11 protein-coding genes are annotated in these 11994 nt (G+C 30.8%); 4 read left to right on the forward strand and 7 right to left on the reverse strand.

What is annotated here, in order from left to right; genetic code table 11:
* Positions 1–92: 92 nt before the first annotated feature.
* Together ade and pckA are read right to left on the reverse strand one after the other, a co-directional pair.
* Positions 93–1715 (reverse strand): adenine deaminase, encoded by a 1623-nt coding sequence (gene ade, locus ACSIGE_RS12410; protein WP_440880189.1) that lies wholly within the window; start codon positions 1713–1715, stop codon positions 93–95.
* Positions 1716–1855: 140 nt separating this feature from the next.
* Positions 1856–3469, reverse strand: coding sequence for a phosphoenolpyruvate carboxykinase (ATP) (gene pckA / locus ACSIGE_RS12415; RefSeq protein WP_440880190.1), 1614 nt, complete (start codon positions 3467–3469; stop codon positions 1856–1858).
* A 614-nt stretch (positions 3470–4083) separates the two neighbouring features.
* Here pckA and ACSIGE_RS12420 point away from each other — a divergent pair.
* A complete protein-coding gene (locus ACSIGE_RS12420; protein WP_440880191.1) occupies positions 4084–5097 on the forward strand; it encodes a M12 family metallopeptidase in 1014 nt (337 codons plus the stop codon).
* A 304-nt stretch (positions 5098–5401) separates the two neighbouring features.
* On the opposite strand, the gene ACSIGE_RS12425 is transcribed toward ACSIGE_RS12420, so the two are convergent.
* Positions 5402–5779 (reverse strand): DUF423 domain-containing protein, encoded by a 378-nt coding sequence (locus ACSIGE_RS12425; RefSeq protein WP_440880192.1) that lies wholly within the window; start codon positions 5777–5779, stop codon positions 5402–5404.
* Positions 5780–5857: 78 nt separating this feature from the next.
* Between ACSIGE_RS12425 and ACSIGE_RS12430 the strand changes: the two genes are divergently transcribed.
* Complete coding sequence (locus ACSIGE_RS12430) at positions 5858–7228, forward strand: saccharopine dehydrogenase family protein (protein ID WP_440880193.1); 1371 nt, start codon at positions 5858–5860, stop codon at positions 7226–7228.
* A 21-nt stretch (positions 7229–7249) separates the two neighbouring features.
* On the opposite strand, the gene ACSIGE_RS12435 is transcribed toward ACSIGE_RS12430, so the two are convergent.
* The 3 genes from ACSIGE_RS12435 to ACSIGE_RS12445 form a co-directional block, all read right to left on the reverse strand.
* Positions 7250–7969 carry a tRNA1(Val) (adenine(37)-N6)-methyltransferase gene (locus ACSIGE_RS12435; protein ID WP_440880194.1) on the reverse strand — a complete coding sequence of 240 codons (720 nt, stop codon included), beginning with the start codon at positions 7967–7969 and terminating at the stop codon, positions 7250–7252.
* A gap of 297 nt (positions 7970–8266) precedes the next feature.
* Positions 8267–8929, reverse strand: coding sequence for a tRNA (5-methylaminomethyl-2-thiouridine)(34)-methyltransferase MnmD (gene mnmD / locus ACSIGE_RS12440; protein WP_440880195.1), 663 nt, complete (start codon positions 8927–8929; stop codon positions 8267–8269).
* 93 nt (positions 8930–9022) lie between these two features.
* Entirely contained in the window at positions 9023–9532 is a 510-nt protein-coding gene (locus ACSIGE_RS12445; protein ID WP_440880196.1) for a DUF4920 domain-containing protein, read from the reverse strand.
* A gap of 120 nt (positions 9533–9652) precedes the next feature.
* Here ACSIGE_RS12445 and ACSIGE_RS12450 point away from each other — a divergent pair, with 120 nt between their 5' ends.
* Both ACSIGE_RS12450 and ACSIGE_RS12455 read left to right on the forward strand, forming a co-directional pair.
* Positions 9653–10702, forward strand: a complete 1050-nt coding sequence (locus ACSIGE_RS12450) for a branched-chain amino acid aminotransferase (RefSeq protein ID WP_440880197.1) — start codon at positions 9653–9655, stop codon at positions 10700–10702.
* A gap of 61 nt (positions 10703–10763) precedes the next feature.
* The gene (locus ACSIGE_RS12455) at positions 10764–11597 is read left to right on the forward strand and encodes a TlpA family protein disulfide reductase (protein WP_440880198.1); all 834 of its coding nucleotides are present in this window, start codon (positions 10764–10766) and stop codon (positions 11595–11597) included.
* Between the two features lie 4 nt (positions 11598–11601).
* Here ACSIGE_RS12455 and ACSIGE_RS12460 read toward each other — a convergent pair whose 3' ends face one another.
* Positions 11602–11988: a hypothetical protein gene (locus ACSIGE_RS12460; RefSeq protein WP_440880199.1), complete on the reverse strand. Its 387-nt coding sequence runs from the start codon at positions 11986–11988 to the stop codon at positions 11602–11604.
* Positions 11989–11994: the final 6 nt, after the last annotated feature.

An 11994-nucleotide genomic window follows, 5' to 3' on the forward strand; every position in this document is an offset into this window, starting at 1 on the left:
ATTTTTAGTAATTATATTTGAATCAATAACTTTTCTAAATATATTACATACATTTTCAAACTAGTGTTCATAAATAGACCTTCTAGAAGAGGTTATTTAATTTCTATGGATGTAAATTGAAATGTATTTCCGTTGAAAAGTCCTTTATCAGATAATTTTAAGGAAGGAATTACTAAAAGAGCCATAAATGATAAAGTCATATAAGGTGCTTTAAGTGTACAACCCATTTTTTTAGCGATAACATCCAGTTTTGCATATGCTTCACCTATTACTTCCGCAGGTTTATCACTCATAATACCGGCAACTGGCAACGGAACAACTTCAGATATATTTTTAGTAACAGCACATATACCACCTTTATTATCTATTAATAAATTGACCGCTTTACAAATCATTTCATCAGACACACCTACTGCAATAATATTATGAGAATCATGCCCTACAGAGCTAGCGATAGCTCCTTCTTTTAATTCAAAGTTTTTTATAAAACCGATTGAGGGTTGTGTGTTTTCATAACGATTTACTACGGTTATCTTTAGGATATCTTTTTCTATATTAGAAACTAAGTTTCCATTTTCGGTTAAGGAGTCTAACTCGACTTCATTAGTTACTAGTTCCCCGTCTAGGGCTTCAATAACTCTAATTTTATCCGCTGATGAATGAAACTCAAACTCCTCTTGATTTTTCTTTTCAACAGTAAAATTATTCAGAATTTCAAAAGGAATATCTTTAATAAATGATTTTCCGTTTTCACTTACAAGATCGCCATTAATATAGGTTTTTAATACGTTAAAATTTTTAAGATTTTCAACAATAATAAAGTCAGCCTTATCTCCATTCTGTAAAAGCCCAACATCAAGTCCATAATGTTTTACTGGATTAATACAGGCTACTTGCAATATTTTAAAAATATCAATATTTTTTTGAACAGCTCTTTCACATAGTTGATTGATATGACCTAAAAGTAAGTCATCAGGGTGTTTGTCATCAGAACAAAACATCATGTTTTTGTAATGTTCCGGTAATAAGTCAATTAAAGCGTTAAAGTTCTTTGCAGCACTCCCTTCTCTTATAATGACTTTCATTCCTTTTTGAAGCTTCTCAAGAGCTTCTTCATAAGAAAAACATTCATGATCGGTATAAATACCAGCTTGAATATATTTGTCAAGTTCTTCACCTCTTAAACCAGGTGCATGCCCATCAACAGTTTTGTTATAATATTTAGCCCAATGAATTTTTTTTAATACCTCTTCGTCTTTATGAATAACTCCTGGATAATTCATCATTTCTGCTAGGTACCTAATATCTGGATTAGCCATCATATTTTTGATATCATCTGAGTTAATGACTGCCCCAGCACTTTCAAAAGATGTTGCAGGGACGCAAGAAGGGGCTCCAAAATTAAATTTTAGAGGTACTTTTTTCCCATTCTCAATCATGAATTCAACACCTTTAATACCAAGAACGTTGGCTATTTCATGAGGATCAGAAACAGTAGCGACAGTTCCGTGTGTTAAAGCGATTTTTGAAAACTCTGAAGGAACTAGCATTGAGCTTTCAATGTGAATGTGTGCATCGACAAACCCCGGAATTATATAAGTTTCGTTAGCATGTTGTTTCTCTTTGATTGAGTTAATGATGCCATTTTTAATTTCTAGCTCTCCTTTAAATATCCTTCTATTTTGTATATCTACGATATTTCCCTGTATAGTCATGTACGTCTTTTAGTTAAACTTTAGATCTTTTTGAAATTTAATCTTAATCCAGAAGCGAAACTAAAAAATAATCTTTTAACAAAAGATAAAAAATAGAATGTAAATAAAAGAAGCATCCTTTTAAGGATGCTTCTTTGTTATTATTTTTTTATTATTGGAGGTCCACCTGCTAAAATTTCTTCATTGGCAAACTCCTCAAACTGTTTGAAGTTTTTTCTAAATGAGTCAGCTAGCTTATGTGCTGTTTTGTAATACTTATTATCGTCATTCCAAGCTTGTCGTTGACTTAATAGTTCTGATGGTACTCCTGGACATTTTCTAGGCTGCGCCAATCCAAAAATAGAATGAATGTGGTAATCTTCGTATGTGATTTCTGAGGGTAAACCACCGTTTAGAGCAGCGTTAATCATGGCACGAGTATATTTTAGTTTCATTCGATTTCCAACTCCATAAGGTCCTGCAAACCACCCTGTATTTACTAGCCAAACATTTACACCTGTTTCTTTCATTTTCTTACTTAACATTTCAGCATATCTAGTTGGATGTAATGGCATAAAAGGGGCTCCAAAACAAGCAGAAAAACTTGGTTGTGGTTCAGTAACACCGGCTTCCGTACCCGCTACTTTGGCTGTATATCCTGAAATAAAATGATAGGCTGCTTGACCAGGTGTTAATTTGGATATCGGAGGCAATACACCAAACGCGTCAGCAGTTAAAAAGAAAATATTTTTTGGATTAGTTCCTATTGAAGGGGTTTTTATATTTTCTATATGATGTATTGGGTAACTTACACGAGTGTTTTGAGTTATTGACGTATTTGAAAAATCAACGATTCCCTTTTCATTAGTAACTATGTTTTCTAATATAGCTCCTCTTTTTATAGCTCCGTATATTTCTGGCTCTTTTTCTTCTGATAAATCAATTACCTTAGCATAACAACCTCCTTCAAAATTAAATACACTGTTTTCAGAAGTCCATCCATGCTCGTCATCTCCAATCAAGCTACGATTAGGATCTGTTGATAATGTTGTTTTTCCTGTTCCAGATAACCCAAAGAAAATGGAGGTGTCACCTTCTTTACCTACATTTGCAGAGCAATGCATAGGTAATGTATTTTTAAAAACAGGTAAAATAAAATTTAAGGCTGAAAAAATTCCTTTTTTTATCTCTCCAGTGTACCCTGTACCACCTATTAAAGCAATTTTTCTGGTAAAATTTAAAATAGCAAAATTATGTTGACGAGTTCCATCTTCATCAGGATTGGCTATAAATCCAGGAGCATTAATAACTGTCCATTCTGGAGAAAAATTCTTTAATTCTTCAATTGTAGGACGCAAAAACATATTATACGCAAACATATTACTCCACGGGTATTCGTTTACGACTCTTATGTTAAGCTGATAGTTTTTGTCTGCACAAGCGAGGCTATCTCTTACGAAAACTTCTTTACCAGAAAGATAGCTGGTTACCTTATCATATAATTTATTGAACTTTTCAGATTCAAAAGGAATATTAATATCACCCCACCAGACTTCATCTTTAGTTATGTCATCTTTAACGATAAAGCGATCCATTGGAGAGCGACCTGTAAATTCACCTGTTCTTACAGCCAGAGCTCCAAAGCTTGTGTTTTCTCCTTGTTCTTTTTCGATGGTAATATCATGTAACTCGTCTGAAGTCAATTGATAACGGACAATGGCATTCTTTATACCAAGATTGTCTATCGAAATCGTTTTCGCATCAAGATTTGTCATCTCTAAATATTTTAGTTGTGTTTTATTTAAAGCAAAAATAGTTCTTTTTGTTAAACGAACTAAAACAATACTGTTTTTTATTATTTATTCTTTATCAAAGTTTTTGAAACAAAAAAAATAGATTATTTGTATATTTATTAGAAAAGAAATTCGCCAAACAATAACATCTCAAGTAAAATAGGAAGCACTATTTATGACTAGATATTAGTTGAATAAAACGTTCCTTTTTTTTCTTCATTTTGATACAAATAGAAATCTTAATTACAACTATACTTATGTTTTCATAATCTAAACAAAGAAAAAGACTCTCTTTTATTTTATCTAATTTTTAGTAGTAACATAAATTAGTTTTGTGATGAAATTTACATTATCCCACAACTTAAAATCATAAACTTTTTGACTTTAACATTTTTTTAGCTAGTCCTTTTTTTGAAGGAGATTTGAATTTAATTCTTTGTTGCATAGTGTTTAAGGTTTTTGGGAGACCTTTGTTTGAGTATAACTCTCCTTTTTAGAGTAATAATAATGAAGAATCTACAGCGTTGCAATTAAGGATTGTTTTTTAACGATAAATTAGAGAATAATTCAATATAATATTAATTAAACCCTTCATTATGAAAAAATTTAAACCCGCGTTAGTAGCTATTGCTACAGCTATGATTATTACTTCATGTCAAACAGAAGATACCAATGACTTGAAAGAATCAAACCTTTCTGAGAAAATAATTAATCCTGAAAAGGCTTTCCCAGCATCAATAGGTAAAGCACAAACAATGTATTATGGTACTAGCAAGTTAAACTTAGAGAAGATAAATGATGTCTATGTATTAGATGGCGATATCCTTTTTAATTCGAATCAATTAACTCAAGCTCCAGATGAGGTTGGAGAACCTAGTCTAGAAGAATCTTCAGTAAGATCTGTAGGAAGAACAGGAGGAAGATGGTTAAATAACACAGTTTATTATGATATAGAGCCTAGTTTGGTTAATCAAGGACGTGTTACCCGTGCAATTGAACATTGGGAGGAAAATACAGCTTTAAGGTTTGTGAGAAGAACAAATCAATCAGATTATATATATTTTAAAACAGGTGGTGGGTGTTCATCTTTTATTGGAAGATTAGGAGGTCGTCAGCCTATAAACTTAGCGCCCAGCTGTTCATTAGGAAATACCATTCATGAAATTGGTCATGCAGTAGGTTTATACCATGAGCAGAGCAGAAAAGACAGAGATCAATATGTTACCATAAATACGAACAATATTATAGATGGTCGTAAGAATAATTTTCAAACTTATGTAGAACAAGGAGGTGATGGTGATGAATATACTTCAGAGTTAGATTTTGGGTCAATAATGATGTATGGACCTAGATTTTTTTCGAAAAATGGTTTACCAACCATAGAAAAAAAAGATGGATCAAGTTATACAGTTCAAAGAGATGGGCTTTCGGCAGGAGATATTCAAGGGATTAACCAAATGTACCCGGCAGCAGGAGGAAAAGATAGGTGTGTAGGGGTAAGTTTATGGAAGAGAGGTGATTATAGTATTGGTTCAAAAGTGATCTACAAAAATTATTTATTTGAAAGAGTATCTGGTGGATGGAATCCTTTAGGAAAATGTGGTTCTTAAATTGGATCTCTAATCATTATTAATATTTTTTATTAAAAGATTGCTCTAAAGAGCAGTCTTTTTTTTGTAGTTGTTAATTACTAGTGAGTTGTTTGATAACTATTTTTAAAGTTGAATTAGATGAAACTTGTCAGGTAATAATAGTATTTCATTAATCTAAAGGTCTTAATTAAAGTTTATATTGATTTTCTCTATATAGTATTAATAATATTAAAATATACTCTAAATAGTTGCCTAAATTTTCTAGTTACATTTATAAGCTTTAGATCCCTAACAAATAATTCTATTGATATGATATAGAATGTTACTTTATAGTTTTCTTGAAAAAGTAAAATGCAGTTAAAAACCATCCAATGATAAGAAATAGCCCCCCTAAAGGAGTAGTAAACCAAATTAGTTTTGCAGGTATTTTTAATAATTGAATAGCGTAAATAGATCCTGAAAAGAGAAAGATTCCAATGAATACTATTTTTGATATTTTATTTTTTTCAGTTACTTTTAAGTATTCATTTGTATTTATAAAAATTACTAATAGCACATGGTAGATTTGATATCTTACAGCTGTTTCAAAACTATTTAAAGCCGCAGGAGATAATTTATCCTTTAAAATGTGACTACCAAAAGCTCCTAAAATAACCGCTATTCCACCGAGTATAGCACTTGTTGTTATATTTTTATACATTTAATTGTTTTTTGTTTGAAATTAAACTTTTTTAACGATATTGTCAATCCAAAATAATAAAACAAAAGTACACTTAAAATGAGAAATATATTGATTATTGGAGCAGGCAGGTCGAGTTCATCACTTATCAAGTATTTGACTAATAAATCAGTTGAAGAATCTTTGCGCATTACGGTCGGAGATGTATCACTTGAGAGTGCATTAGCTATAACAAAAGGAAAAGATAATGTTTCAGCTATCAAACTTGATGTGTTTAAAAAAGAAGATAGAGAAGAGGCTATTAAAAATGCTGATATAGTTGTTTCTATGCTTCCAGCTCGTTTTCATATTGAAGTAGCAAAAGATTGTGTTAAATTTGAGAAGAATATGGTAACAGCATCTTATATTTCAGAAGAAATGAAGTCACTGAATGCTGAGGTCGAAGCTAAAGGTTTAGTTTTTATGAATGAAATTGGACTTGATCCAGGTATTGACCATATGAGTGCGATGCAGGTAATCGATAAAATAAAAGATAATGGAGGTAAAATGTTATTATTTGAATCATTTTGTGGAGGACTCGTAGCTCCTGAAAGCGATACTAACTTGTGGAATTATAAGTTTACTTGGAATCCGAGAAATGTAGTTTTAGCTGGACAAGGAGGAGCTTCCATGTTTATTCAAGAGGGGACTTATAAGTATATTCCATATCATAAATTATTTAGGAGAACTGAGTTTTTAAATTTAAATGGAAATGGAAAGTTTGAAGCCTATGCCAATAGGGATTCATTGAAATATAGAAGTATTTATGGTTTAGAAGATATCAAAACGATGTACAGAGGAACTATAAGAAAGGTTGGTTTTTCCAGAGCATGGAATGTATTTGTTCAGCTAGGAATGACTGATGATAGTTATACCATAGAAGATTCAGAAGGTATGAGTTATCGTGATTTTACAAACTTATTTCTAGGGTATTCACCAAGCGATTCAGTTGAACTAAAATTTAGATCTTATTTAAAAATTGATCAAGACGATTTGATGTGGGATAAATTTTTGGAGTTAGATTTATTTAATGATAACAAAAAGGTTGGCTTAAAAAATGCTAGTCCAGCAAAAATATTACAAAAAATATTGATGGACTCATGGATGTTGATGGAAAATGATAAAGATATGATTGTAATGCATCATATTTTTGGATATCTAATGGATGGAAAGAAAAAACAGATAGAGAGTAGCATGGTAATTAAAGGAGATGATCAGGTATTCACAGCTATGTCTAAAACTGTTGGTTTACCAGTAGCTATGGCTACACTTAAAATTTTAAATAAAGAAATTACGTCTCCAGGTGTACAATTACCTATTCGCAAAGAAGTGTACCAACCTATTTTGAAAGAATTAGAAGAATATGGAATAACCTTTGTTGAAAAAGAAGTTCCATATTTAGGTTACAACCCAAATAGTATCAAAGGATAGTTATTAAATGAATTGAAAATATTACATTTTCAAATAAAAGTCTTTTGTTAGTTTGGTGTAGGCATCTGTATATTGATGCCTTTTTTTTTCAATAGTTAATTCCTCTTCAGTGTAGGTTAATTTATCAGAGGAGAATTCAAGTAAACTTCTTTTAACATCTGAATTAATATTTCCTTTTACACGGCACACACGTTTTAAGTTTAGGTTATAATCAGCCGCTAATTTTATAAATGCATTTTCTTCTTTAAATGGAATTATTACCGCTAGAATTCCATGTTTACTTAATAACTTACTACTTCCTTTTATTAAATCATGAAAAGGTAAAGATTCAGAGAAACGAGCTTTGTTTCGTAATTGATCTTTTGTTTTATAATTCTCTGTGTAAAATGGAGGATTGGAAACTATTAGGTCATAAGTTTCTTCCTCTTCTATTATTTCTTCAACAAGATTACTGAAATCTCCATGATAACAGAATAAACGATCTCCCCAGTCGGAACGCTCAAAATTTTCGACAGATTGTTCGTAGGCAAATTCATCTATTTCAATAGCTTCAATGGTTGAAGCATTGGATCTCTGTGCTAACATTAGAGAGATAATTCCTGTTCCTGAGCCAATGTCTAGGATAGTATCTGGAGAGTGTTTTAAAGAACACCATGCCCCAAGAAGTACAGCATCTGTTCCTATTTTCATGGCACATTTATCTTGAAGTACAGTAAATTGTTTAAAAATAAAAGGTTTCATAAATAGCGTATTTGTTCTTTTTAGTTTTCTATAAAAAGTACCCTAGAAATTTTTCAGTATTAAACCATAATAAAAGGATCAAAGCAAGTAACATTACCAATAACAAACCTTTTTTTGGAGTTGTTTTTTTTCTATTTCCAAATCGTCTTTTAAATTTCATTTTAAATGGTTTTATTCGCTTGATAATGCTTAACTTAAACTATATACAAGTGAAAATTGGTATTTAAGGTAGGTTTTTTAATTGTGTTTTTATTTATTTTTACAAATATAGTTACTTGAACTGATTTCAGAAAGTGTTTAAAGATCAGTATTTTTAATTGCCCTAAGCATTTCCCTCTTACCGGGAGGTCCTGGTAGTCTTTCCACTTTAAAACCAGCGGTTATCATCGCACGTCTTGTACTTCCTTTTGCAGAATAAGTTACTAAAATCCCTTTATTTTTTAAAGCTTCAAACATTTTTTTAAATATACTTTCAGTCCAAAGTTCGGGCTGTACACGGGCTCCAAAAGCATCAAAATAAATAAGGTCAAAAACATCAGATTCGTTTATGTCTTCAAAGAACTTTTGCTCTTTTTTTAAAGTGAATTTTTTTGAGATTTGGTGTTTCTTCTCCCAGGAAGTGTTATGTATTTTCTGAAAAACAGTATTACTTTTTTCCGCCTTTAATTCAGTAACATAGTTTAATTTATCAATTTCATTACTTTTCACCGGATAAGCTTCAATACCAGTATAGTTTATGTTTTTATTTGATTCTAAAAATGTAATAAAACAATTTAAACCAGTTCCAAAACCTATTTCAAGTATTGAAATTTCTTTTTTATCAATAATATTTAATCCATTTCTAATAAAGACATGGTATGCTTCCTGTATAGCACCATGTTTGGAATGATATTGTTCATTCCATTCAGGTAAGTGAATGGTGGTAGACCCATCCGAAGTTATAATTATTTCTCTTTTCAACTCTTAATTTGTTATATTGATTAAAATGTGAATTTACAATAATGGAATGCATCATTGATGAGTTTTTATTTTTATTGAAAGTAATAAGTCCTGTTAATTTTCTAATGCCATTAATACGCCACTTGCCTCAAAGGCATAAGTAAATTCTGGTTTTGTGATTTTTGATATTTCTTCTTCCGTTTTTCCAGCATCCTCAGCATAATGCTTTAATTCTTCAATAGATGTTTCATTTACAAAAGCTTTTCCATTTATAATTACCTTTTTATTTTCAGAATTAAGAGGTACAAAAAAAGAATAGTTTTTGAAACGAACCAAAGACTCTTTATTTCTTCCTAGATCTAATCGCATCCAACATCCTTTTTTCTTACAAACAGAATTGATTGTAGACATGAATTTTACTTTAATAGTGTCTTTCATAGCTAATCCCTCATATTTGTCAAGTAGCTCATCTTTACTTAAAACTGCTTCATGAGAGAATTTTTCTCCTAAAAAGGTAACGCTTTTGTCTTTCATTATTTTTGATAAATAATCTTGTTTACTTGTTGTTTTACAAGATGTAATAGAAATAAAAGTAATAATTAATAATAGTTTCAATGTTTTCATAACTAGGTGTTTATAGTAAGGTTTAAAGCAAAGATATATATATTTACTTGAATCTTAAAGTAAATGGTTTTTGTACTAGTTGTTTTTGTAAATTTGTGAAAAACTAAAAATTTAATTTTTATGGAAATCAAAATTCAGCAGGTAGAAACTTCAAAAATAGATAGCATAGATTTTAATAACCTGTCTTTCGGTAAAGTGTTTACTGACCACATGCTTGTTTGTAGTTATTCTAATGGTGAATGGGAAAGTCCAGAAATTATTCCTTATGGGCCAATGACTTTTGAGCCATCAGCAAGAGTTTTTCATTACGGGCAAGCTGTATTTGAAGGGATGAAAGCTTACAAAGATGATCAAGGAGATATTTTCTTGTTCAGACCAGATGAAAGTATAAAAAGATTAAATATTTCATCAGAAAGAATGGCGATTCCAGCATTACCCGAAGAAATATTTAATGAGGGATTAAAGAAATTATTAAAGATAGATACAGCATGGATTAAAAAAGGTGAAGGTAATTCTTTGTACATACGTCCTTTTGTGATTGCGACTGAACCAGCAATTTCAGCATCTCCATCAAATGATTATAAATTTATTGTTATTTGTTCTCCGGCCCAATCATACTATGCAGGTGAAGTTAGAGTGGTTGTTGCAGATAAGTTTAGCAGAGCTGCTAGTGGAGGAGTTGGTTATGCAAAAGCTGCAGGTAATTATGCTTCTCAGTTTTACCCAACAAATTTAGTTCAAAATGAGGGATATCAACAAATTATCTGGACAGATGCAAATACTCATGAGTATATGGAAGAGGCAGGTACAATGAATATCTTTTTTAGAATTGGAGATAAGTTAATTACAGCACCAATTAGCGATCGAATATTAGATGGTATAACAAGAAAATCCATTATTCAGTTAGCAAAGGATAGCGGTATAGAGGTTGAGGTAAGAGGAATAAAGGTTTCTGAGTTGAAAGAGGCAGCAAAACAAGGGGAATTAAAAGAAATTTTCGGGTCGGGTACTGCTGCAGTTGTAAACCCAATAAAAGGATTTAAACACAAAGATTTTGAATATGAAATTCCTGAAATAGCTTCTACTTACGCATCATTTTTTAAAGAAAAATTAATAAATATTCAATATAACAATTCTGAAGATACATATGGTTGGAGGGTAAAAATTTAATTTTTAAATTATTTTCTCTAAATTTAGCTCAGTTTTATTAAACTTAGCACTCTTCTCGGGTATGAAAAAAAATATATTAATAGTCCTTTCTGTTTTATTTGTGTTTTTTACAGCTACAATTATAGCAGTGCGTTATTTTGATAATGAAAACAATCATCAGGTAAATAACAAAAATGATAAAAAATTAAATAAAATGATAGAGGAGGAGGAGCTACCTCCATCTCAAAGTAGTTTTAAGATATGGAATCAATACATTAAAAATAATATTGATTTAATGTCTAGTTTTCAACCACAGGATGAAAAAGGAAAAGTGATTGAAAAAGAAAATTTTTTAGCAACTTTAGAAAACGGGCTGTATTTACCTGAGAGTATTGACACAAATGATATAATACCAATTTACCAACTTACCTCTTTACATTCAAAAGCAGAAGAAAAAATACAGAGAAGCATAAAAAGTTTAGCGAAAAAAGCAATGCATTACTTTAAAATGGAAGGAAGTAGATTGCCTGAGCATGATTTCATAAGTTTAGAGGGAAAAAGCTTTAACGAAGAGCAAACGAAGGGTAAGTTAATGGTTATAAAGTGTTGGTTTATTACTTGTAGAGTTTGTGTAGAGGAGTTTCCTGAACTTAATGAGTTAGTTGATAAGTATAAAGAAAGGAATGTTGTTTTTGTAAGTTTGGCATTTGACGAAAAAGATAAGTTGCAGAAATTTTTAAAGACGAAGGAGTTTAAATATGCAACTATTCCCTCTCAAAGAAACTACATGAAAAAGTTGAAATTGAAACAGTATCCAACACACATAATTGTAAATGGAGAGGGGGTAATCGTTAAAATGGTAAGTAACGTAAAAACTCTCGCAATGGAGTTAAAAAGACTTGATAGTGAGTTTTAATGTTTTAAAGCTCTAAAATTTTTTTAATATTAGGTTTGAAATAATTAGGTCCCTTTAGTACTTTACCATCTTCTCTATAAATAGGTTTGCCATCTTCATTAAGTTTACTCATGTTGCTTCGTTGAATTTCATTAAAAACCTCTTCAATTTTATTTTGCATTCCGTGCTCTATGATAGTACCACATAATATATAAAGCATATCTCCAAGAGCATCAGCAACCTCTACCAAATCATTGTTTTTAGCTGCATCTAGGTATTCTTCATTTTCTTCTTTCATCAAATTAAAACGTAGTAGTTTTCTGTCTTCGCCTATATTTGCTATGGGTTCATTTTTAATTCCTAAGCCAAAAGCCTTATGAAATTTATGAACCGAATTAATTTTATCTTTCATTTTTGT

It is taken from the genome of Tenacibaculum profundi, from assembly GCF_052050075.1.
GTDB lineage: Bacteria > Bacteroidota > Bacteroidia > Flavobacteriales > Flavobacteriaceae > Polaribacter.

What these genes read in the sequence shown, in the direction of transcription:
- ade (WP_440880189.1), bottom strand. Translation starts at nt 1,715, where the DNA reads ATGACTATACAGGGAAATATCGTAGATATACAAAATAGAAGGATATTT.
- pckA (WP_440880190.1), bottom strand. Translation starts at nt 3,469, where the DNA reads ATGACAAATCTTGATGCGAAAACGATTTCGATAGACAATCTTGGTATA.
- ACSIGE_RS12420 (WP_440880191.1), top strand. Translation starts at nt 4,084, where the DNA reads ATGAAAAAATTTAAACCCGCGTTAGTAGCTATTGCTACAGCTATGATT.
- ACSIGE_RS12425 (WP_440880192.1), bottom strand. Translation starts at nt 5,779, where the DNA reads ATGTATAAAAATATAACAACAAGTGCTATACTCGGTGGAATAGCGGTT.
- ACSIGE_RS12430 (WP_440880193.1), top strand. Translation starts at nt 5,858, where the DNA reads ATGAGAAATATATTGATTATTGGAGCAGGCAGGTCGAGTTCATCACTT.
- ACSIGE_RS12435 (WP_440880194.1), bottom strand. Translation starts at nt 7,969, where the DNA reads ATGAAACCTTTTATTTTTAAACAATTTACTGTACTTCAAGATAAATGT.
- ACSIGE_RS12445 (WP_440880196.1), bottom strand. Translation starts at nt 9,532, where the DNA reads ATGAAAACATTGAAACTATTATTAATTATTACTTTTATTTCTATTACA.
- ACSIGE_RS12450 (WP_440880197.1), top strand. Translation starts at nt 9,653, where the DNA reads ATGGAAATCAAAATTCAGCAGGTAGAAACTTCAAAAATAGATAGCATA.
- ACSIGE_RS12455 (WP_440880198.1), top strand. Translation starts at nt 10,764, where the DNA reads ATGAAAAAAAATATATTAATAGTCCTTTCTGTTTTATTTGTGTTTTTT.
- ACSIGE_RS12460 (WP_440880199.1), bottom strand. Translation starts at nt 11,988, where the DNA reads ATGAAAGATAAAATTAATTCGGTTCATAAATTTCATAAGGCTTTTGGC.